Below are 19,000 nucleotides of genomic sequence, written 5' to 3' on the forward strand. Positions count from 1 at the left end.
GCATTGGGTAGGCTTGTCCACTTGCCGGAATCGATCGGGTCGCCCGTCGGTTGCGGGTGGGGGACGAGTTTCGGGTGAGGGGAAAGACCGTTGTCGGATGAGCTGGTCGAGCGAGAGATCGCGCACGAGCAGGAAGTCGTGGACCGGGTGTACGTCCAGCTGGCCAACTCGGCCCGGGCCGCCCAGGAGCTGGCCCGCGAGGGCCACAGCCGGGGCCGGCTGGGCCACGAGGGTGGCCTGGTGGAGCGCGACGCCATGGTGTTCCAGGCCGCGAAGCGGATCGCCCAGCTCGACGCCGCCCACGAGGGGCTCGTCTTCGGGCGCCTCGACCTGCTGCCCGAGCTCGACCCCGAGCCGCGCTACATCGGCCGGATCGGACTGCGCGACGCCAACCGCGACTCGCTGCTGATCGACTGGCGGGCACCCGCAGCCGCCGTGTTCTACCAGGCCACGGCGGCCGAGCCGCACGACGTCGTACGCCGTCGGGTGCTGCGCTGCACCGGGCCGCGGGTCGTCGGGGTCGAGGACGAGCTGCTCGACGCCGAGGCCGAGACCGACCTGCCGATCGTCGGCGAGGGCGCGCTCATCGCCCAGCTGTCCCGGGCCCGGGACCGCTCGATGCACTCGATCGTCGCCACCATCCAGGCCGAGCAGGACAAGGCCATCCGGGCGCCCGGCAAGGGCGTGGTCGCGATCTCCGGCGGCCCCGGCACCGGCAAGACGGTCGTCGCGCTGCACCGCGCCGCCTACCTGCTCTACACCGACCGGCGCCGCTACGAGGGCGGCGGCGTCCTGATCATCGGACCCAGCGGCGTCTTCATGCGCTACATCGAGCGGGTGCTGCCGAGCCTCGGCGAGACGGCCATCGCGCTGCGGTCGCTCGGCGAGGTGATCGACGGGGTCCGCGCCACCCGCCACGACGAGCCCGCCGTCGCCGATGTGAAGGGCTCGGAGCGGATGGCCGAGGTGATGCGCCGTACGTCGCGCCAGCAGGCGCCCGGCAGCCCGAACGGGTTCCGCATCTTCTGGCGGGACGACACGATCGTGCTCACCGCCGGCCAGCTCGGCACGCTGCGCCGCCAGCTGATGTCGCAGGGCCGGCGCAACCGCCAGCTCCCGCGGGTCGCCCACGCCCTGCTCGACGTGATGTGGCGCCAGGTCCGCGGCGAGCGCGGCCGCGACCGGGGCCGCGAGGCGTTCGACGACGAGATGCTCTCGGACCAGCGGTTCGTCGACTTCGCCGTCTCCTGGTGGCCCCCGCTCGACGCCCCCGAGGTGCTCGGCTGGATGCGCGACCCCGAGTTCCTGGCGCGCGTCGCCGACGGCGTGCTGTCGGCCGAGGAGCAGCGGCTGCTGTCGAAGTCGTGGGGCGAGGACACCTCGCTGTCGATCGAGGACATCCCGCTGCTCGACGAGCTGCGCTACGCGCTCGGCGACGTGCCGGCCAAGACCGAGGACGAGCGCGACCTCGACGACACCTCCCTGCTGGAGGGCGGCGTCGACATGCAGGAGCTGCTGACCGCGGCCGACCGCGAGTACGCGCCGTCCGGCCGCGCCTGGGCGCCGCCGACCCACCGCATCGAGGACGACGGCTTCGCGCACGTGCTCGTCGACGAGGCGCAGGACCTGACGCCGATGCAGTGGCGGATGGTCGGTCGTCGCGGTCGGGCCGCGTCCTGGACGATCGTCGGCGACCCGGCCCAGTCGTCGTGGCCGGTGCCCGCCGAGTCGGCGTCCGCCCGGGCCGCCGCGACCGAGGGCAAGGAGCTGCACGCGTTCCACCTCTCGACCAACTACCGCAACTCCTCCGAGATCTACGAGTACGCCGCGGCGTACGCCCAGCGGGTCGGCCTGGACGCCGACCTGCCGACCGCCGTGCGGTCGACCGGGGTCGAGCCGAAGGTCGTCACCGGCGTGAGCGACCTGGAGTCCGCCACCCGGGAGGCCGTCGCCGAGATCGCCGACCAGGTCGGCGGGACGGTGGGCATCGTGGTGCCGGTCGCCCGCCGCTCGGAGGTGAATGCCTGGCTGGCGTCGTGGCCGGAGTTCGCCGACGACGCGGTGGGCGCCCGGGCCGCGGTCGACTCGTCGGTCGCACCGTCGGGCGAGGACCGGATCGTCGTGCTCACCGGCCTCGACACCAAGGGCCTGGAGTTCGACGGCATCGTGGTCGTCCGCCCGCAGGAGATCGAGGACGAGTCCGCCACCGGCAAGGCGACGCTGTACGTCGTGCTGACCCGCGCGACGCAGCTCCTCACCACCCTGGGCTGACCGGTCGCTGCGCCTCAACCACCGGACGTCCGGGTCGGCAGGGGCGGGCCGAGAACTAGGCTTCGGCCATGACTGCCACACCTGATGCCCGGGCCGCGATCGACGCGCTCCAGGGGCACGAGGCGTGGGCGATCATCCGGCGCTCGACGCGGGCCGGCGACCGCGACACGGTCGGCCTCGTGGGCGGCACCCGGCGCGTGGTCGAGTCGCTCCTCGACGTACCGCTCGAGGAGGGCACGCCCGCCGACGGCCACATCGCCGACCGGCTGCTCGCGATCCCGTTCCGCCAGGTGGCCGAGCGCGGCTTCGAGGCCCACGACGACGGCACGCCCCTGGTCGTGGTCGACGTCGAGACCGAGCTGGAGTTCTCGGTCGCCGAGGTCGTCGAGGCGATCGACGACACCGGCATCGAGTTCGACGACCGGGGCGGCTTCGAGACCGACGACGAGGAGTACGCCAAGCTCGTCGAGGCGATCATCACCGACGAGATCGGCCAGGGCGAAGGCGCCAACCTCGTCATCGGGCGCCACTACCGCGCCCAGGTCGCCGACTGGGGCGCCGACAAGGCGCTGACGGTCTTCCGCCGGCTGCTCCAGCGCGAGCGCGGGGCGTACTGGACCTACGTCTTCTTCACCGGCGACCGCTACCTGATCGGCGCCAGCCCGGAGCGACACGTCACCATCCACGGTGGCGACGTGCGGATGAACCCGATCAGCGGCACCTTCCGGATCCCGCGCGAGGGCGACGTCAAGGGCAGGCTCCTCGACTTCCTCCGCGACGAGAAGGAGATCTACGAGCTCTTCATGGTCGTGGACGAGGAGCTGAAGATGATGTGCGACATCTGCAACGAGGGCGGCCAGGTGCTCGGCCCGTTCCTCAAGCCGATGAGCCATCTCGTGCACACCGAGTACCTCCTCGCCGGCCGCACCAGCCGCGACCCGCGCGAGGTGCTGCGCGACACGATGTACGCCGCGACCGTCACCGGCTCGCCGGTCGAGAACGCGTGCCGGCTGATCAAGCAGTACGAGCCCGAGGGTCGTGGCTACTACGGCGCCGCGCTGGCGATCCTCGGCCGCGACGAGGGCGGTGGGCCGGTGGTCGACAGCCCGATCGTGATCCGTTCGGCCGACGTCGACCTCGAGGGCCGGCTCAAGGTCACCGCCGGTGCGACGCTCGTGCGCGACTCGGAGCCGGCGTACGAGGTCGCCGAGACGCACGCGAAGGCGGGCGGGATCCTCAGTGCCTTCGGGCTGGTGCCCGCGGCGCCGGCGCCGGACACGAACGTCGCCGAGCTGGTCAGCGACGAGGACGTCCTGCTCGCGCTCAACGTGCGCAACCAGCGGCTCTCGCGGTTCTGGCTCACCGACCAGGGCGGCGCGACGCCGAACCCGCAGCTGGCCGGCAAGAGCGTGGTGATCCTCGACGGCGAGGACGACTTCGTGAACATGCTGCGCCACGTCCTCGGCGTGCTCGGCATGAGCAGCACGGTGGTCCGCCACGAGGACTACGCCCCGGGCGTGCTCGACGGCTTCGACCTGGTGATCGTCGGGCCGGGGCCGGGCGACCCGCGCGACGGCGACGACCCGAAGATGGCGCAGCTGCGGGCCGCGGTCGCCGAGCTGATGGCGGCCGGGCGGCCCTTCCTCGCGGTCTGCCTCGGGCACCAGGCGCTGTGCCACCACCTCGGTCTCGACCTGACCTACAAGGACATCGTCTTCCAGGGCACCCAGTCCCCGGTGTCCATCGCCGGGCGGACCGAGCGGGTCGGTTTCTACAACACGTTCGTGGGCCGGGTCGGTGCCGCCGGGACGGTCCCGGAGGGCGTCGAGGTCGAGGCCGACGTCCGGACCGGTGACATCCACGTCGTGCGCGGTCCGCACTACCGCGGCATCCAGTTCCACGCGGAGTCGATCCTCACCGAGAACGGCTACGACCTGCTCCACCAATTCGTGACCGAGCTTCTCGTCGATCCGGCGACAACCGGGCCCTGACCCGGCTACGCTTTGCTCGTACGACAGCGGAACCCTCGTGGGCCCGGTGAAGACTGCCCCCCAGCTTCATCGGGCCCTCCGCTGTCTCCCGAGCCGTGGCGCCCTGGCGAAGCCAGGTCACCTCGATGCTGCGAGGAGATCGAGTGGGTCGGCGGGGGTCGCGCGTCAGCGCGGGACCTGCGACCTGTGTCGAGATCTCAGTAGGTTGAGCCCGTGGCCGTGCCGGACGTGGTCGTGGTCGACCACCACGACTCCTACACCTGGAACCTCGTGCACCTCCTGGCCGAGGTCACGGGGGTGCTGCCCACCGTCGTCCAGCACGACGAGGTCGACGCCGACACGGTCCTCGCGCACAGCCACGTCGTGCTGTCGCCCGGGCCGGGTCGACCCGACGACGAGCGCGACTTCGCGGTCGGTCGCGAGGTGCTGCGCCGGGCCACCCGCCCGGTCCTCGGCGTCTGCCTGGGCATGCAGGGCCTGGTGACGGCGTACGGCGGGTCCGTCGAGCGGGTGCCGCCCGCCCACGGCGAGGTCGCGATGATCGAGCACGACGGTCGGGGCGTGTTCACCGGGCTGCCGGCGTCGTTCGCGGCGGTGCGCTACCACTCGCTCGCGGCGACCGACGTGCCTGCGGCTCTCGAGGTCTCGGCCACGTCCGACGGCGTCGTGATGGGGGTGCGGCACCGGTCGCTCCCGCTGGAGGGCGTGCAGTTCCACCCGGAGTCGATCCTCTCGGAGCACGGCGCTGTCCTGGTCGCCAACTTCCTGGGCCGGGCATGACGGATCCGGTCCGGTTCTTCCGCGACGTCGCCGCCCGCCACGCGCGCTGCTTCTGGCTCGACGGCGGCGGGGCCCGCGCGTGGTCGGGCCGCCGCTCGCTGGTCGGCTGGCTGGAGGACGACGAGGTCTCGCTGACCTACGACGCCGCCGCCCGCAGCGTCACCCGGCACGTCGGCGGCGCGGCGGAGGTCGTCGGCGACGACGTGTTCGTCGTCCTGGAAGCAGAGCTCGCGGCCGGCGACCCGGGCGACCAGTGGTTCGGCTACTTCGGCTACGCGTGCCGGCCCGACCTCCCGGCCCTCGTCGGTGGCGGCCTGCCGGACGCGGTGTGGATGCGGTCGCGGAACGTGCGCTTCTTCGACCACGCGGTCGACGGGCAGCACCGGACGCCGGCGGGGGACGTCTCCCTCGGCGACGTCCGGGTTCCCGGGCCGAGCGGGGACTCCGTCCCCGCCAGCTACGCCACCGCCTTCACCCGGGTCCAGGAGCAGCTGCACGCGGGCAACTCCTACGAGGTGAACCTGACGTACCGGATGGTGGCGGAGAGCGACGTCGACCCGGTGTCGGCGTACCTGCGGTTGCGCGAGCTCAACCCCGCGCCGTACGCCGGGTTCCTCCAGCACGACGTGCCCGGCGCCGCGGCGTGGCTGCTGAGCTCGAGCCCGGAGCGCTACGCGCTGGTGACCGCCGACCGCACCCTGGAGACCAAGCCGATCAAGGGCACCACCAGGCGCGGGCGCACGCCGGCGGAGGACGACGAGCTCCGCACGACGCTCGCGACCGATCCTAAGACCCGGGCCGAGAACCTGATGATCGTCGACCTGCTCCGCAACGACCTGTCGATGGTCTGCGAGCCCGGCACGGTCACGGTCCCGGTGCTGATGGACGTCGAGTCCTACGAGACCGTGCACCAGCTGGTGAGCACGGTCCGCGGCCACCTTCGCGCCGACGTCACCACGGTGCAGGCGTTGCGCGCGCTCTTCCCGGCCGGCTCGATGACCGGAGCGCCGAAGCTGCGGACCATGGAGATCGTCGAGGACGTCGAGGACACGCCCCGCGGCCCGTACGCCGGTGCCTTCGGCTGGATCTCCGCCGACGGCCGCGCCGACCTGGGCGTGGTCATCCGGAGCCTGATGACCGCCGGCGACGGCCGCTACCTGATCGGCACCGGCGGCGGCATCACGGTGCGCTCCGACCTCGCCGACGAGTACGCCGAGTCCGAGGTGAAGGCCGCCCGGGTGCTGCAGGCCCTGGGTGTGGCCGGACCGGTGTCGGCATCATGACGTCATGACCCGGCAACACAGGGTGGCTACCGTGGAAGGCATGGAACACCCGCATGTCGTCGTGCTCTTCGGTGCGACGGGCGACCTGGCTCGCCGCAAGCTGCTGCCGGGCATGCTGCGCCTCTGGGAGGCGGGTCTGCTCGAGGACTCCCGCATCGTCGGCACCTCGCTCGAGGACATCGACACCGAGACGTTCGTGAAGATCGCCCGCACGTCCTGCGACGAGTTCGGTCACGGGCCTGTCGACGAAGCCCGGTGGGAGCCGTTCGCCGAGCTGCTGAGCTACGTGCCCCAGTCCGCCGGGCCGGCTGCGCTCGCCGAGGAGGTACGCCGGACCGAGGGCCTGCTCGGCGCCGACGACCGCGACGTGCACTTCCTCCACTACCTGAGCGTGCCGCCGAAGGCCGCGCTCGACGTCGTGCGCCAGCTCGACGAGGCCGGGCTGGTCGCGCGGTCGCGCATCATCATGGAGAAGCCGTTCGGCACCGACCTCGAGTCCGCGAAGAAGCTCAACGCCCGCCTGCACGAGGTCTTCGACGAGAGCCAGATCTTCCGGATCGACCACTTCCTCGGCAAGGAGGCGGCCCAGAACATCCTGGCGTTCCGCTTCGCCAACGGGCTCTTCGAGCCGATCTGGAACCGCAACTTCATCGACCACGTGCAGATCGACGTGCCGGAGACCCTCGGCCTCGAGGGGCGCACGAAGTTCTACGAGTCGACCGGCGCCTACCGCGACATGGTCGTCACCCACCTGATGCAGGTGCTGGCGTTCATGGCGATGGAGCCGCCGACCTCGCTGGCACCCGGGCCGATCAGCGACGAGAAGCTCAAGGTCTTCCGCTCGATGCGGCCCATCGAGCCGCACCACGTGGTCCGCGGCCAGTACGCCGGCTACCGCGAGCACCGCGACACCGCCGACGACTCCGACACCGAGACGTTCGTGGCGCTCAAGGTCGAGATCGACAACTGGCGGTGGGCCGGCGTCCCGTTCTTCCTGCGCACCGGCAAGAAGCTCGCCGAGGGCGCGCGGATCATCTCGATCGCGTTCAAGGAGCCGCCGCTCACGATGTTCCCGGCGGGCTCCAACGCCGGCACGCAGGGCCCGGACCACCTGACCTTCGACCTCGCCGACCAGTCGAAGATGTCCCTGTCCTTCTACGGCAAGCGCCCCGGCCCGGGCATGAAGCTCGAGAAGCTGTCGATGCAGTTCGCGACCCACGAGACCTCGTCGTCCGGGGGCGTGCTCGAGGCCTACGAGCGACTGATCCACGACGCGATCCGCGGCGACCACACGCTCTTCACGACGGCCGAGGGCATCGAGACGCTGTGGGAGAAGTCCACCCCGCTGATCACCAACCCGCCCCCGGTGCGGGTCTACGCGCCGGGCAGCTGGGGCCCGAACGCCATCCACCAGCTGATCGCCCCGCACGCCTGGCGACTGCCGTTCGAGCGCTCCTGGCGCGAGTCGAACCCCTACGCGCCCTAGCTGATCAGGGCGATCAGCGCGCTCCGGGCGAGGTCGGCCTGCTGCTCCTCGGTGCCGTCGATGACGATCACCGTGTGGATGGTGCCGTCGAGCTCGGTGACCGCGGTGGTGGTGGGGAAGTCGGGGTCCTCGTCGCGGATCAGGGCGGCCTCGTCGGTGCCCGGCACGTCGAGGGCGTAGGCCTTGCCGCCGGTCGCCGTGGTCAGCTGCACGAAGAGCTTCAGGGAGCCGCCGTCGACCGTGGTCTGCAGCGTCACCGACGGGTGGTCGAGGTCGACGGACGTGTAGCTGCACGTCATCACCGTCGCCGCGCCGCTCTCGGGGATCCGGCTGACCGTGACCTGGCCGCCGACCAGGTCCTCCGCGTCGGCCTTCGTGACCTGGTCGCAGGGGTGGGGGAGGTCGGTCTCGATCGGCGCCTCCGCCGACGCCATCGACGACTCGAGTGCCGACATCGCCGCATCCGTGGGGTCCTTGGACGCCTCCGGCCCGTCGTCGCTTCCGCTGCACCCGGCGCCGAGCAGCAGGACGGCGACCAGGGCGGCGAGGGCGGGCTTCATGGGCGGGATGCTGCCCCGCGCCGGGCCCGCCCAATCAGGCCGACGTCGTACGCCGCCGGCCGTCGTCGGTGTACTCGACCTGCGCGAAGTCCACGGTCCGCCGGGCGTTCGCGAGCGCGGCCACCATCACCGTGCCGAGCGGGCCGCAGCGGTCGAACATCGCGGCGGTGCCGACCGCGATGCCGTCGACCTCGACCCGGTCGGTGGCGAGCAGGCCGATCTCGGTGCCCTCGGGCGCGCGGGCCAGGGTCATCGCGATGTCGGTGTTGATGTACTCGACGCCGTTGCTCCCCCAGTTGGTGACCATGCTGGCGCCGTCGGCGGTGGCCGCCGCGGCCTGGAAGCCGGTGAGCGGCTCGTCGGGGACGACCGGGATGGCGCTGCTCCACGACGCCTTGCGGTCGGCGTTCTGGTGCTCGGTGAAGTTCTGCGACCAGCCGACCGACGAGTGGAAGAACGGCACCCGTGGCTCGGTCGTCACCGGGGCGACGTCGAGCGGCGGCGGCTCCGGGTGGGTCTCGGGGCTCCACACCTCGCCCGGCGCGGCGGCGGTGGGCTTGAGGAACGTCGCCGACGCGCGCGCGACCCGCTGACCCTCCTGCGACATGGTCACGTCGACCAGGCAGATCCGAGACCCTTCACGCACGACCTCGGTGGCGAAGGTGCACGGCACCATCCGGGCGGGCTTGAACAGGTCGACGACGAAGCGGGCCGGTCGCAGGTCGTCGCGACCGGCCGCCACGACGGTGGCCTCGGCCGCCCGGGCCAGCGCGCCGCTGAGGGCGACGCCGTGCATCTGGTCGTCGCTCCACATGCTGCAGGCCAGCGCGGTGGGCACGAGGTCGTCGCCGTCGTGGGTGAAGAAGGAGATCTGGTCGGTCACGGCGCCATTGTGGTTCAGGGTGCCGAGGAGTCCGCCGGCGCCTCGCGAACCAGGGTCTCGAGCAGCCTCCTCGTGGCCGCGACGACCGTCCGCTCGTCGTACGGCCGTAGCTGCACGGTGTTGACGCTCTGCACCAGCCCGCCGGACTGCACGAAGCCGGTGACCAAGATCGCCGGGCGCCGGGCGTGCACGACGAGCCGCGCGGCGTCGGCGCCGCGGACGTCGATGTCGGTGACCGTGCCGGGCACCGTGCCCATCGAGTCCAGGGCCTCGGTGAGCCCGCCGTCGAACCACAGGTAGTTGACGTCGAACGCCGGCCCGCCCTCGACGACCGGCGTGAAGGTGCACCGCGGCTGGTCGGCGGTGCCGGTGTCCTCGTTCATCTCCTCGCCGATGAACCTGCTGACGGTCGCGGCGTCGAGCCCGTCGCAGGGACTCCAGCCGACGTCCGCCGGGGACGCGGCCTGCGACGGGTCCGCGGCGGGGATGTCGTCGGACGACGAGCAGCCGGCCAGCGCCACCGCCGCGAGCACGGCGACGACGATCGCGTGGGCCCTCACGTGGTCGGGATCCAGTCGGGCACGGGGAGCGTGGAGCCGGGCAGCGCCAGGGTCAGCCGGGCGCCTCCGGCCGGCGACCTGCCCGCCTCGACGGTGCCGGAGTGCCGCTCGGCGACCTGGCGCACGATCGAGAGGCCGAGGCCCGAGCCCGACATCGTGCGCGACTCCTGGGAGCGGTAGAACCGGTCGAAGACGTGGGGGAGGTCCTCCGCCGCGATGCCGGGCCCCTCGTCGTCCACGGTGAGGGTGCCGTCCGCGAGGCGGACGGTCACGGTGCCGCCCGGCGGGCTCCACTTGGCGGCGTTGTCGAGCAGGTTGGTGACCGCGCGCTCGAGGCCGGCGTGCTCGCCGATGCAGAACCACGGGCCGGTCTCGACGTCGAAGGTGATGCCGGGCACCCGTCGTCGTACCCGCGCCACGGCCCGGTCGACCAGCTCGGGCACGTCGACCGACTCGACGACGTGGGTCAGCGGCTCGTCGCGGGCCAGCTCGATCAGGTCGCCGATCAGCGTGGTCAGCTCCTCGATCTGGGCGCGGACGTCGTCGAGCAGCTCGGCGCGCGCCTCCGGGGGGAGGCCGGCGCCGGCCTGGCCGTCGGCCTGGCTGAGCAGGTCGAGGTTGGTGCGCAGCGAGGTGAGCGGGGTGCGCAGCTCGTGGCCGGCGTCGGCGACCAGCTGGCGCTGCCGGTCGCGCGAGGCCGCCAGCGCGGCGAGCATCTGGTTGAACGCGGTCGCGAGCCGGGCGATCTCGTCGTCGCCCTCGACCGGCAGCGGGCGCAGGTCCTCGGTGCGGGCGATCCGCTCCACGTCGGCGGTCAGCCGGCGCACCGGGCGCAGGCCGTTGCGGGCCACACCCCAGCCGGCCATCCCGGCGGCGATCACGCCGGCCAGGCCGAAGAGGAACATCACGATGCCGAGCTTGCGCAGCACGGTCTCCTCGGAGTCCAGCGACTCCGCGAGCACCAGGGTCTGGCCGCCGCTGCGGTGGACGGCGACCACGCGCCAGCGGGTGTGGTCGGTGCCGACGACGGTCCGGAGGGACTTGCTGTCCACGCCGCGGACCACGTCGGCCTCCGGCTCGCCGAGCTTGAACGGGACGTTGGGGTCCGACGCGACGCCGAGAGGGCTGCCTTCGAAGCAGGCGACCCAGACGTTGGCGGCCTCGAGGAGCGCGACGGGCGCGGACCGGGAGTTGCAGATCTCGTCGGCCTGGGCCGCCCGGGCCCGGTCGACCAGCGAGTCGTCGAGCGTGGTCTGGAGCTGCATCCGGACGGTGAAGTAGGCGCCGGCAGCCACGAAGGCGACCGCCAGCCCGACCGCGATCGTCGTGAGCAGGGTGACCCGACTCGCCAGGGATCGGCGGTAGTGCCAGCGACCCTCGATCATCTCCGGGGCCAGATCGGGGGATGCATCGGGCTCGGTCGCGGTCACGATTCCTTCAGCACGTAGCCGACCCCGCGCACGGTGTGGATCAGGCGCGTCTCGCCCTCGGCCTCGGTCTTGCGGCGCAGGTAGCCGACGTAGACCTCGAGCGAGTTGGCGGTGGTCGGGAAGTCGTAGCCCCAGACCTCCTCCAGGATGAACGACCGCTCCAGCACCCGGCGCGGCCGGCGCAGGAACATCTCGAGGAGGGTGAACTCGGTGCGGGTCAGCTCGATCCTGCGGTCGCCGCGACGGACCTCGCGGGTCGCGATGTCCATCGACAGGTCGGAGAAGGTCAGCGTCTCGTCGGGCGTGTCCTCGCGCGGGACCACGCGGCGCAGCAACGCGCGGAGCCGGGCGAGCAGCTCCTGCAGGGCGAACGGCTTGGTGAGGTAGTCGTCGGCGCCGGCGTCGAGTCCCTCGACCCGGTCGCCCACGGCATCGCGGGCGGTGAGCACGAGGATCGGCAGGTCGTTGCCGGCGGTGCGCAGCGCCCGGGTCGTCTCGAGCCCGTCGAGACGCGGCATCATCACGTCCATCACGACCACGTCGGGGGCGGCCACGGCGATGCCGGCCAGGGCCTCGGCGCCGTCGGCGGCCAGCGACACGTCGTAGCCGTTGAACTCCAGCGACCGCCGCAGGGACTCGCGCACGGCCCGGTCGTCGTCGACGACGAGGACGCGCGGCTTCGGCACGGGGGTCGTGGTCACGCTCCTACTGTGCCAGCCGAGCCTGAGCCCGAACTGAGAGCCATCAGACGTACTTCGCGGCCGCGTCGGCGGCGCGTTCGCCGTACCCGCCGCCGAAGTGGCAGGCGTGCACGAGCAGCGGGAAGATCTGGTGCACCGACACCCGGTCCTGCCAGCCGTCGGCCAGCGGCGCGGCCTCGTCGTAGGCGTCGAGCACGCGCGGCAGGTGCGGCAGCCCGAAGAGCGCGAGCATCGCCAGGTCGGCCTCGCGGTGGCCGCCGTACGCCGCCGGGTCGATCAGCCACGCGTGTCCGTCGAGACCCCACAGGACGTTGCCGTTCCAGAGGTCGCCGTGCAGGCGGGCCGGCGGCTCCTCGGGCACCAGGTCGGCGAGCCGGGGCACGATCGCCTCGATGGTCGCGGCCTGGGAGTCGGTCACGGCGCCGCGGTCGCGGGCCAGCTTGAGGTAGGGCAGCACCCGCCGGACGGCGTAGAACTCGGCCCACGTGTCGGCCGGGCGGTTGGGCAGCGGCAGCCGGCCGATGAAGCCGTCCCGGTCGAGCCCGTACGACGGTGCGCCGGCCGCATGCGTGGCGGCCAACTCGCGGCCCAGCGCGGCGGCGACGTCGACGGAGTTCTTGCCGGGCTCGACCCAGCGGATGATCAGGCACTCGTGGTCGACGCCGAGCACCTCGGGCACGTGCGCGCCGCCGTCGGGCGTGACCTCGGCCAGCCAGCGCAGGCCCGCCGCCTCGTCGGTGAAGAAGTCCTCGGGGGCGTGCGGCAGCGTCTTCATCAGCGCGGTGGTCCCGTCGCTGAGGCGCAGCCGGGTGGCGGTCGCGACGTCACCCCCCGCGACCGGTGCCGTGGCCACCACCGCCGAGCCGAGGAGCTCCTCGGCACGGCGCGCGACCAGCGGCTGGCGGGTCACGAGTGGTTGCCCCAGGGTCGCTGCTCGGCGAGCCTGGTGGCGATCGCCGTGGCAGTGCGCTCGACCATCGCGAGCACCTCCTCGAATCCGGAGTCACCACCGTAGTACGGGTCCGGTACGTCGCTCCCGGGTTCGAGCGGGTCGAAGTCGCGGAAGAGCAGCACGCGGTCGCTCGGGCCACCGACGTCGGCGAGGTTCTGGGTGTCCATGGTCAGCACCAGGTCGGCGTCATTTCCTGCCCACTGGTGGGCGCGGTGGCGGGTCGCGTCGTACCCGGCGGCGGTCAGGGTCGCGGCCGCGCGCCGGTCCATGGGGTTGCCGACGTGCCAGTCCCCGGTGCCCGAACTCGTGACGCCGACCCGGTCCCCGAGGCCGGCGTCGTCCAGTCGCGCCTCCAGGGCGACGTGCGCCATCGGGGAGCGGCAGATGTTGCCGAGGCAGACGAGCTCGATCCGGTAGCGACCGGGGACCCGCGCCGGGGGCAGCGCGGGCGGCACTACGCCTCCTGGGTGTCGCCGACGATCAGGCCCACGATCCAGGTGACGACGGTGATCACGATCGCGCCGCCCACCGCGGTCCAGAACCCGTTGACGTAGAAGTCGATGTCGAACAGGCCCGCGAGCCACTCGGTGAACAGCAGCATCAGCGCGTTGATCAGGAGCAGGAAGAGCCCCAGCGTGATGATGATGAACGGGATGGAGAGGAACTTCAGGATCGGGCTGACGAACGAGTTCACGATGCCCAGGATCAGCGCCACGAAGAGCAGCGGCCAGATCTTGTCCTGCCAGTCGTCGGACCCGCCGAAGCCGATCCCGTCGAAGAGCTGAGCGGCCACGGCGAGCGCCACGGCGTTGGTCAGCAGCCACCCGATGAACCTGAGGAATCCCACGGCCCCACCCTAGGGGCCCGGCTCAGCCCAGTCCCAGGGCCTGGATGATCGAGTTCTCCGCGTCCTCGAGGTGGCGACGCAGGAACTCCGAGGCGCCGTCGATGTCGCCACGCTCGAGCAGCATCACCAGCGCGGTGTGGCTGTCGGCCTGGTCGTGGGCGTTGCGGCGGAGCCGGTCGACCTGCGCGAGCGCGAGCTTCAGCTCGACCATCAGGCTCTCGGTCATGGCGGTCAGGCGCGGGGAGTCGTTGAGCCCGACCAGCGAGACGTGGAACGCGAGGTGCCGCTCGTTGAGCTCCTGGTAGGACCCGCCCGACCGGACCGCGGTCGTGTAGCGGACCAATGCGCTCCGGACCGCGTCCTTGTGCTGCTCGTCGGCGTCGCGCCACCGGCGTACGCCGGCGCCCTCGAGCACCAGCCGGGCCCGGCAGATGTCGCGCACCGAGCCGGGGTCGGGGGTGGAGACCGCGACGCCGCGGTTGGGCTCGCGGGTGGCCAGCCCCTCGGCGACCAGGACGGTGAGGGCCTCGCGGACGGTCGGGCGCGAGACGCCGAGCGAGGCGGCCAGCGCGACCTCGCGCAACGGGGTGCCGGACTCGAGCTCGCCGTCGAAGATCGCCCGCCGCAGCTCCGCCGCCACCCGGTCGACGGTGGAGGAGAGCTCCAGGTGCAGGGACGCGAACTGCCCCGGCGACTCGGTCATGGCCACAGTCTGCCGGAGTTTGCCCCCGGACCCCTCCGTGCGCCACACTGGGCGAACTGTCAGATTGTCCGACAATCTGGCATTCCGAGAAATGAGGAGGGTTCGTGGAGCTCAGCTGGGGTCGCCGGTACGTCATGGTCGAGCCGACGCACTTCCGCGTCGAGTACGTCATCAACCCCTTCATGGACCCCGCCGACCAGCCCGATCCCCAGCTCGCGCTGGCGCAGTGGCGCGACCTGGTCGCCACCATCGAGCGGCTCGGCGGCACCGTCGAGGCGCTGCCGCAGCGCCCGGACGCGCCCGACATGGTCTACGCGATGAACCTCGGCCTCGGCCTGGTCCGCGCGGACGGCGCCGAGCACGTCGTGCTGTCACACATGCGCTACGCCGAGCGCCGGATGGAGACCGGCTCGGCCCACCCCTGGTTCGCCGAGCGCGGCTTCGCCACGTCGTACGTCGGTCGCGACGGCGTCGGCGCCCACCTCGAGGCGGGCGACGCCTTCGCGTTCGGCGACGCCCTGGTCGTCGGCTACGGCCCGCGCACCGAGGAGCTGGCGCTCAAGCACCTCGCGAGCGACCTGGGCATCCGGGTCCGCGGCCTGCGGATCACGCACCCGGGGATGTACCACCTCGACCTGGCCTTCTGCCCGCTCGACGACCGGCGCGCGATCGTCTGTCCCGCGGCCCTCGACGAGGCCTCGGCCGCCGCGGTGCTCGCGCTGGTGCCCGAGCCGCTGGTGCTGACCGAGGAGGAGGCGCTGACGACGTTCTGCGCCAACTCGATCGTCATCGGCCGCACCGTCGTGATGCCGGCCTGCCCCGACCGGGTCCGTGCCCAGCTCGAGGAGTGGGGCTTCACCGTGGTGATCGTGGACGTGTCGGAGTTCCACAAGGGCGGCGGCTCGATCCGCTGCCTCACCAACCCCGTCGACGTCCGGATCGGCCGGGACCTCCCGTCCGTCCCTGGTGGTGAGGTCGTCCTCCCGCCGGTGTGATCGTGGAGTGGGCGGCCGCCGGTCACCGGGCCGAGGTCGCCCGGGCCGACCGTGGCGAGCCCCGAGGTCCGATTCCTCGGGCCCCTCGGTGCGCCCGCTACCGTCGGCGGCGTGTTTCCAGTCGGCGGCGTGGGGGTGATGCTGCTGCTCGTCGCGGCCTCGGGCCTGCTCTGCGGCCTGCTCGCCGCCGCGCTGCGGCCACGCCTCGGCTGGGTGTCGGCGATCGCGATCGCCGGCTTCGTCTGGTCGCTGGCGGTGCTCGGGACCATCACCCTGCTCCCGGCGGACGGCGCCCCCGGCATCGTGGCGGCCGAGGGCCGCCAGACCACCTGCTCCTGGGACATCGGCGGTCCGGCGCCGGAGGGGTTCTGGATCGTCCCCGGCGGTCAGCGGCTGCTCAACGTCGTGGTGTTCATCCCGTCGGGTGCGCTCCTGGTCGTCGCCGTGGCCCGCTGGCGGGCGGCCCGGGTGCTGGTGCCGGCCGGGCTGGCGCTGCTCGCGGCGTACTCGGTCGCGATCGAGGCGACCCAGCTCGAGCTCGCCCGGCTCGACCGGGCCTGCGACGTCACCGACGTGATCGACAACGTGACCGGCGCGGTCTTCGGGGTCGGCATCGGGATCGTGCTGGCGGTGCTGCTCCGCCCGTGGAGGTACCGCCGACCGCGGCGGTTAGCCTGACGGGCATGTCGAAGCCCCGGCCGCGCGCCACCATCGCGGACATCCCGCCGTACGTCGCGGGGAAGCCGCCGACCGTCCGGCCCGGGATGACGTCCTACAAGCTGTCCTCGAACGAGAACCCCTACCCGCCGCTGCCGGGCGTGGTCGAGGCCGTGCAGGCGGGGGTGGCGACGATGAACCGCTACCCCGACATGGGGAGCAGCGCGCTCTACGCCGCGCTGTCGGAGAAGTTCGGCGTACCGGTCGACGACCTGTCGGTCGCCACCGGCTCGGTGGGGCTGATCTACCAGCTGGTGCAGGCGTTCTGCGACCCCGGCGACGAGGTCGTCTGCGCGTGGCGCTCCTTCGAGGCCTACCCGATCGCGGTCACCGCCGCCGGCGCGTTCACGGTGAAGGTGCCGGTGCTCGCCGACGGCCGGCACGACCTCGACGCGATGGCCGCCGCGGTCACGGACCGCACCAAGGTGGTGCTGGTCTGCACGCCCAACAACCCGACCGGCCCGGCCGTGACGCAGACCGAGCTCGACGCCTTCCTCGCGAAGGTGCCGTCGCACGTCGTGGTCGTGGTCGACGAGGCGTACGTCGAGTTCGTGCGGATGGACGACGCGGTCGACGGTGTCGCGACGTACCGCCGCCACGACAACGTCGTGCTCACCCGCACCTTCTCCAAGGCCTACGGGCTGGCCGGCTTCCGGGTCGGGTACGCCGTGGCGCCGCCGGAGATCGCCGCCGCGCTGCGGGCGGTGTCGCTGCCCTTCGGCGTCTCGACGGTCGCCCAGGCCGCGGCGATCGCGTCGCTCGAGCGGCAGGACGAGCTCTTGGAGCGCGTGGAGGCTCTCGTCGCCGAGCGGGCCCGCGTGGTCGCCGGGCTGCGGGACGTCGGGTGGGTCGTCCCCGACGCGCAGGGCAACTTCGTGTGGTTCGAGCTCGGCGAGCGGACGGCCGAGTTCGCGCTCGCCGCCGACGAGGCCGGCATCGTGGTCCGGCCGTTCGCCGGCGAGGGTGCCCGGGTCTCCATCGGCGAGACCGAGGCGAACGACCGGCTGATCGCGGTCGCGGCCGCGTTCAGGCGCTGACCGGCTCGGGGGCCGGGCGGCGGTCGAGCTCGCGCCAGCGGGGGTCGACAGCGGGCAGCATCGTGACGAGGAAGTACGCCGCGCCGACGACCAGCAGCGCGGCCGATAGGCCGAAGCCGGCGACGAGCAGTCCGCCGAGGATGCCGCCGAACGGCATCAGCGCGAAGCACAGGGCCGTGTTGAGGGAGGTGACCCGGCCCATCAGCCGGTCGGGGATCCGCTCGTAGATGACCGCGCCGAGGATCGGGTTGAGGAAGCCGGAGGCGAAGCCGCCCGCGACGCAGACGGCGAGGACCGCCCACATCGGCGCGTCGACCGCGAAGACCACGAAGCGCGGCGCGCCGCAGACCAGGAACGCGACGAGGTAGGTCTGGTAGCGCGGCAGCCGGGCGGCCCAGGCTGCCGCGCACATCGCGCCGATCGCCGCGGCGCCGCCGAAGGTCGCGAAGACCAGGCCCACCGTCGCGGCGCTGCCGGTCGTCTCCGCGGCCCAGACCGGCACGAGGACCGTGGCGTACGCCAGGTCGAGCAGGTTGGTGAGGGCGACCATGACCGCGATCCCCAGGAGGACCCGGTCGCCGCGCAGGAAGGTCCAGCCTTCACGGAGCCGGGCCCGGTAGGGCACCTCGGGCTCCTCGCCCACCGAGGCGACCGGGCGCCGGAGAGAGGTGGTCGCCCAGGCGAGCACGGCCGCGGACAGTCCGAAGCTGACCGCGTCGACGACCAGGGCGTCGGCCGCGCCGACGACCGCGACCAGCCCGCCGGCGATCGCCGCACCGAGCAGCCCGGAGGTCCGCTCGATCGTGGAGTGCAGGCCGGTCGCCCGCTCCATGGGCACCCCGGCCTCGGCCACGACCGCCGGGGTCAGCGCGGCCTTGGCGGCGTCGCCCGGGCCGCGCAGGGCGCCCGCGAGCGCGACCAGCAGCAGGAACAGCGGGAACGGCAGCCAGCCGGACTCGTGGAGCAACGGGATCGCGCCGACCGCGAGCACCGACAGCAGGTCGCAGGTGATCGCCACCCGCCGGGCGCCGACCCGGTCGATGACCGGGCCGCCGAGCACCTTGAGGACCACCAGCGGAAGCATCTCGGCGAGCGCGACCAGGCCGGTCTTCGTGGCGCTGCCCGTCGTCGTCAGCACGAACCACGGCAGCGCGATCATCGACACCCGGGTGCCGGTCAGCGAGATCGCCTCGGCCGTCAACCAGCCGTAGAGCGGTCTCCGGGCGCCCATCACGAGTCCTCCGGGGCGACCTTGCCCGGGTAGGGGTAGGCGTTGAGCTGGAAGACGAACGGGGCGGCGTCGTCGTCGTCCTCCTCGTCGATCTCCTGCATGCTCGTCATCAGCTGCTCGATCAGGGCGCGCGCCCGGCGCGGGGTGAGCGTGACGACCCAGTCGCTGTACGTCGTGGCGTCGCGCCACTCCTCGGGCAGCATCGGCAGCTCCTCGACGGAGCGCTGCAGCCGCTCCGTCATCACGACGACGACCGACTGCAGGTAGGCGTCCAGGGTGTCGCGGGACTCGGGGTCGGCCGGGCCCGCGGTGTCGGTGGTGGTCGACTGGTGAGCCGCCTTCCACCAACGGTCACGGGCGTTGCCGAGCGCGGTGTCCTCGGCGACGAAGCCGGCCTGGGCGAGCTGGCGCAGGTGGTAGGACGTCGCGCCGGTGTTGAGCCCGAGCCGGCCGGCGAGCGTGGTCGCCGTCGCCGGCCCGTCGATGCGCAGCATCCCGAGCATCCGCACCCGGACCGGATGGGTGAGCGCCTTCATCTGCTGCGGCGACGGGGTGATCGACGTGAGGTCCATG

Annotated in this window: 19 protein-coding genes; 8 read left to right on the forward strand and 11 right to left on the reverse strand. The window is 72.6% G+C overall.

Annotated elements, in window-relative coordinates; all coding sequences use genetic code 11:
* Window positions 1–90 precede the first annotated feature (90 nt).
* The 5 genes from PD653B2_RS20835 to zwf all read left to right on the forward strand — a co-directional run bounded on the left by PD653B2_RS20835 (window position 91) and on the right by zwf (window position 7,811).
* A complete protein-coding gene (locus tag PD653B2_RS20835; protein ID WP_085874338.1) occupies window positions 91–2,271 on the forward strand; it encodes a HelD family protein in 2,181 nt (726 codons plus the stop codon).
* 68 nt (window positions 2,272–2,339) lie between these two features.
* The gene (locus PD653B2_RS20840) at window positions 2,340–4,262 is read left to right on the forward strand and encodes an anthranilate synthase family protein (protein WP_085874339.1); all 1,923 of its coding nucleotides are present in this window, start codon (window positions 2,340–2,342) and stop codon (window positions 4,260–4,262) included.
* A gap of 213 nt (window positions 4,263–4,475) precedes the next feature.
* Window positions 4,476–5,042: an anthranilate synthase component II gene (locus tag PD653B2_RS20845; RefSeq protein WP_242665379.1), complete on the forward strand. Its 567-nt coding sequence runs from the start codon at window positions 4,476–4,478 to the stop codon at window positions 5,040–5,042.
* Complete coding sequence (locus PD653B2_RS20850) at window positions 5,039–6,325, forward strand: anthranilate synthase component I family protein (RefSeq protein WP_085874340.1); 1,287 nt, start codon at window positions 5,039–5,041, stop codon at window positions 6,323–6,325. The genes PD653B2_RS20845 and PD653B2_RS20850 overlap by 4 nt, the downstream gene beginning before the upstream one ends.
* A gap of 40 nt (window positions 6,326–6,365) precedes the next feature.
* A complete protein-coding gene (zwf, locus tag PD653B2_RS20855) occupies window positions 6,366–7,811 on the forward strand; it encodes a glucose-6-phosphate dehydrogenase (RefSeq protein WP_085874341.1) in 1,446 nt (481 codons plus the stop codon).
* Here the strand turns inward: zwf and PD653B2_RS20860 are convergent.
* Genes PD653B2_RS20860 through PD653B2_RS20900 form a run of 9 tightly spaced genes read right to left on the reverse strand, consistent with a single transcriptional unit; the run spans window position 7,808 to window position 14,447 of the window.
* Complete coding sequence (locus tag PD653B2_RS20860) at window positions 7,808–8,371, reverse strand: DUF3558 domain-containing protein (protein WP_085874342.1); 564 nt, start codon at window positions 8,369–8,371, stop codon at window positions 7,808–7,810. The genes zwf and PD653B2_RS20860 overlap by 4 nt on opposite strands.
* Before the next feature lie 34 nt (window positions 8,372–8,405).
* On the reverse strand, window positions 8,406–9,254 hold the full coding sequence (locus PD653B2_RS20865) for an acyl-CoA thioesterase domain-containing protein (RefSeq protein WP_242665380.1): 849 nt from the start codon (window positions 9,252–9,254) through the stop codon (window positions 8,406–8,408).
* A gap of 14 nt (window positions 9,255–9,268) precedes the next feature.
* Window positions 9,269–9,814 (reverse strand): DUF3558 domain-containing protein, encoded by a 546-nt coding sequence (locus PD653B2_RS20870; RefSeq protein WP_085874343.1) that lies wholly within the window; start codon window positions 9,812–9,814, stop codon window positions 9,269–9,271.
* Window positions 9,811–11,244, reverse strand: coding sequence for a sensor histidine kinase (locus tag PD653B2_RS20875; RefSeq protein WP_242665381.1), 1,434 nt, complete (start codon window positions 11,242–11,244; stop codon window positions 9,811–9,813). The genes PD653B2_RS20870 and PD653B2_RS20875 overlap by 4 nt, the downstream gene beginning before the upstream one ends.
* The gene (locus PD653B2_RS20880; RefSeq protein ID WP_089504034.1) at window positions 11,241–11,945 is read right to left on the reverse strand and encodes a response regulator transcription factor; all 705 of its coding nucleotides are present in this window, start codon (window positions 11,943–11,945) and stop codon (window positions 11,241–11,243) included. Before PD653B2_RS20880 ends, PD653B2_RS20875 begins: the two co-directional genes overlap by 4 nt.
* A 43-nt stretch (window positions 11,946–11,988) precedes the next feature.
* Entirely contained in the window at window positions 11,989–12,855 is an 867-nt protein-coding gene (locus PD653B2_RS20885; protein ID WP_085874344.1) for a fructosamine kinase family protein, read from the reverse strand.
* Window positions 12,852–13,352: a low molecular weight protein-tyrosine-phosphatase gene (locus PD653B2_RS20890; RefSeq protein WP_242665382.1), complete on the reverse strand. Its 501-nt coding sequence runs from the start codon at window positions 13,350–13,352 to the stop codon at window positions 12,852–12,854. The genes PD653B2_RS20885 and PD653B2_RS20890 overlap by 4 nt, the downstream gene beginning before the upstream one ends.
* Entirely contained in the window at window positions 13,352–13,744 is a 393-nt protein-coding gene (locus PD653B2_RS20895) for a phage holin family protein (protein WP_085874345.1), read from the reverse strand. Before PD653B2_RS20895 ends, PD653B2_RS20890 begins: the two co-directional genes overlap by 1 nt.
* A gap of 22 nt (window positions 13,745–13,766) precedes the next feature.
* Window positions 13,767–14,447 (reverse strand): GntR family transcriptional regulator, encoded by a 681-nt coding sequence (locus tag PD653B2_RS20900; protein ID WP_085874346.1) that lies wholly within the window; start codon window positions 14,445–14,447, stop codon window positions 13,767–13,769.
* Between the two features lie 104 nt (window positions 14,448–14,551).
* On the opposite strand from PD653B2_RS20900, the gene PD653B2_RS20905 reads away from it, so the two are divergent.
* The 3 genes from PD653B2_RS20905 (at window position 14,552) to hisC (ending at window position 17,196) form a co-directional block, all read left to right on the forward strand.
* Window positions 14,552–15,442, forward strand: coding sequence for a dimethylarginine dimethylaminohydrolase family protein (locus tag PD653B2_RS20905; RefSeq protein ID WP_242665383.1), 891 nt, complete (start codon window positions 14,552–14,554; stop codon window positions 15,440–15,442).
* 111 nt (window positions 15,443–15,553) lie between these two features.
* Window positions 15,554–16,120: a VanZ family protein gene (locus tag PD653B2_RS20910; RefSeq protein ID WP_133059055.1), complete on the forward strand. Its 567-nt coding sequence runs from the start codon at window positions 15,554–15,556 to the stop codon at window positions 16,118–16,120.
* Between the two features lie 5 nt (window positions 16,121–16,125).
* Window positions 16,126–17,196, forward strand: a complete 1,071-nt coding sequence (gene hisC, locus PD653B2_RS20915) for a histidinol-phosphate transaminase (RefSeq protein WP_085874348.1) — start codon at window positions 16,126–16,128, stop codon at window positions 17,194–17,196.
* Here the strand turns inward: hisC and PD653B2_RS20920 are convergent.
* Both PD653B2_RS20920 and PD653B2_RS20925 read right to left on the reverse strand, forming a co-directional pair.
* A complete protein-coding gene (locus PD653B2_RS20920) occupies window positions 17,186–18,427 on the reverse strand; it encodes an MFS transporter (RefSeq protein ID WP_085874349.1) in 1,242 nt (413 codons plus the stop codon). The genes hisC and PD653B2_RS20920 overlap by 11 nt on opposite strands.
* A complete protein-coding gene (locus tag PD653B2_RS20925) occupies window positions 18,427–18,999 on the reverse strand; it encodes an ArsR/SmtB family transcription factor (RefSeq protein ID WP_207559470.1) in 573 nt (190 codons plus the stop codon). The genes PD653B2_RS20920 and PD653B2_RS20925 overlap by 1 nt, the downstream gene beginning before the upstream one ends.
* Window position 19,000: the final 1 nt, after the last annotated feature.

It is taken from the genome of Nocardioides sp. PD653-B2 (genome assembly GCF_002117935.1).
Lineage (GTDB): Bacteria > Actinomycetota > Actinomycetes > Propionibacteriales > Nocardioidaceae > Nocardioides.

Excerpts from the sequence above, each read along its gene's own strand:
- PD653B2_RS20840 (WP_085874339.1), top strand. The coding sequence starts at position 2,340 with ATGACTGCCACACCTGATGCCCGGGCCGCGATCGACGCGCTCCAGGGG.
- PD653B2_RS20850 (WP_085874340.1), top strand. The coding sequence starts at position 5,039 with ATGACGGATCCGGTCCGGTTCTTCCGCGACGTCGCCGCCCGCCACGCG.
- zwf (WP_085874341.1), top strand. The coding sequence starts at position 6,366 with ATGGAACACCCGCATGTCGTCGTGCTCTTCGGTGCGACGGGCGACCTG.
- PD653B2_RS20860 (WP_085874342.1), bottom strand. The coding sequence starts at position 8,371 with ATGAAGCCCGCCCTCGCCGCCCTGGTCGCCGTCCTGCTGCTCGGCGCC.
- PD653B2_RS20900 (WP_085874346.1), bottom strand. The coding sequence starts at position 14,447 with ATGACCGAGTCGCCGGGGCAGTTCGCGTCCCTGCACCTGGAGCTCTCC.
- hisC (WP_085874348.1), top strand. The coding sequence starts at position 16,126 with ATGTCGAAGCCCCGGCCGCGCGCCACCATCGCGGACATCCCGCCGTAC.
- PD653B2_RS20920 (WP_085874349.1), bottom strand. The coding sequence starts at position 18,427 with ATGGGCGCCCGGAGACCGCTCTACGGCTGGTTGACGGCCGAGGCGATC.
- PD653B2_RS20925 (WP_207559470.1), bottom strand. The coding sequence starts at position 18,999 with ATGGACCTCACGTCGATCACCCCGTCGCCGCAGCAGATGAAGGCGCTC.